Annotated in this window: 2 protein-coding genes; both read right to left on the minus strand. The window is 33.8% G+C overall.

Features of this window, described 5'->3' with window-relative positions:
• Positions 1-457 (minus strand): enoyl-CoA hydratase/isomerase family protein (locus AC1DPQ_RS25585; RefSeq protein WP_477611290.1); only part of this gene is annotated, 457 nt, incomplete at its 3' end.
• A 1-nt stretch (position 458) separates the two neighbouring features.
• Positions 459-2,225: ComEC/Rec2 family competence protein (locus tag AC1DPQ_RS25590; protein WP_477611291.1), on the minus strand; the 1,767-nt coding region annotated here is incomplete at its 5' end.

The raw sequence follows: 2,225 nt of genomic DNA on the forward strand, positions 1-2,225 counted from the left end.
CCTTTTGTTTTAAAAAACAAGAAACAATAGCAGGTACAAAACCAATTTTCACTTCAGTGTACCCAAAATTACTTTCAGGGGTAGCAAAAACAATATCACATATCGTGGCCAAACCACAGCCGCCGGCAATGGCATGACCTTCTACCTGTGCAATAACGACTTTTGGTAAATAATAAATCGTTGTAAAGAGTTTTTTTAAATGATTAGAATCAGCCACATTTTCTTCAAATGTATTGTGCTGCAATTGCTGAAGATATGCTAAATCGGCACCAGCACTAAAAGTATCGCCATTTGCATTCAATATTACCACTTTTACCAGGTCATCTTCAGATGCTTTTATAAATGCAGAAGTTAATTCAGCGATAAGTTTAGGGTTTAGCGCATTCCTTTTTTCGGGTCTATTGATTGTTATCGTTGCTATTCTTTCAGCAACCTGATATAAAACCAGATTTTCCATCTTATTGGGTTAGTTGCACCAAATATGCTTTATTTTTCTTTAAAACATGTACATCTATATCATTATTCTCCATACACTTCTTTAAGATCTGAATTTTATAATCTTTATTAGTAGCATCGATTATTGCAGTTTTATATTTTATATCAAGGTCCATTTTGACTAAATTAAATTTAGTATTTCCACTTAACCAGATACTTGAAAAAGTAGCATTTCCGTTTATATTTTTATCATCCAGGTTTTCATCAATCAACAGCATCTTATAATTAAAAAAGGCAATTTGGTTGTTCTTTAAAACGAACTGCCCCAAAACGGTATCTTTGTTAAAACTAATAAAACGTATTTTGTTTACCTGTAATTGCGTTAATACCGGAACAATAGAAAAATTATAATTTTTATCTTCAGCACTTAAATCTGAAACCAAAACAGCTTCTTTTCCATTAATAAAAGCAGCCGCATAGTTTTTTCTTAGGGAAAAGAAAATAATTTTCCTTTGATGGAAAGCGTTTAGATCATCGTGTACAATCAAAAGTTGATAGCAAACAAATAACATTAAAGAAGAGAACAAAAGTCGTTTGTTTAATTTCGCCAAGGCATAAATAAATAACCCGAGCGATAGGCTCAACAATGCAAATTCAGGCAAATTAATCCATATTGAGGAAAAGCTAGCATATGGCAAATTGGCAATCCATTTTAATACAGCATTTGTGAAATTTATTACCCATTCGAAAACCGCCACTAAAAACCTGAATGGCGGAATTAATACTACAATTCCTAAATACATCATTAACACCAATGGGATAGTGATAAAAAGATTCGCAAAAAGAAAGTAAAGTGGGAATTGATGAAAATAATAAATGCTTAACGGAAACGTGACCACTTGTGCGGCTAAAGACATCGCTGTGAAACTCCATAATTTATCTAGCCAAATATGTTCAGTATAAAGAAGGTTATAAATTTTAGGTTGAAGATAAATTAGTCCGAATACAGCAAGGTAGGAAAGCTGAAACCCAACATCTAAAATTAAAAACGGATTGTAGACCAGCTGACAAAATGCCGAAAAGGCCAAAACATTATAACTGTTGGTTTGCTTCGATAAAACTTTAGCCGTAATTAAAATGCTGATCATTACAGCCGAGCGGACTACAGAAGGTGATAACCCTGTTAACAAAGCATATCCCCAAATCAAAGTGCAGATTAACAACAGTTTCATAATCCTTAGCGCACGATTCTTGTTCAAAAAGAGGAACAAAAAATCCAAAACGACATAAATAATGGCTACATGTGCTCCTGATACAGATAAAGCATGAATGGTTCCTGTTTTGGAATAGGCCGATAAAGTTTCTTTGCTTAAATCAGCACGGTAACCTAAAATAAGGGTAGAGGCCACCGCAAAAGCTTCATCACTTTTAATCAAGCTTCGGTATTTTGCAACCTGCTTTTCTCTTAAGTTTAAAGCCATCTTTATAATGGGATTACCAATATTATTTTTGTTGCTAACGATATAATTCTGATCTATAAAAGCCTGATGATAAATATTCTGACTGCCCAGCCAGGCTTTAAAATCAAATTCTGCAGGATTATATGGAGGCTCTATTTCGGTATATGTAGCTGGGATCATGATTTCGTCGCCATATTTTAATTTAATAGGCTTTAAACTATCTAATTTTATGGCAAGAAGCATCTGCCCTGACAACCTGATCTGTTTGTCTTTTTGATATCCAGAAACCACCTTTACTTTAAAACGTAAGATGTTGCTACTTTGCTGAGG

The organism is Pedobacter sp. 01T416_2 (genome assembly GCF_056398925.1).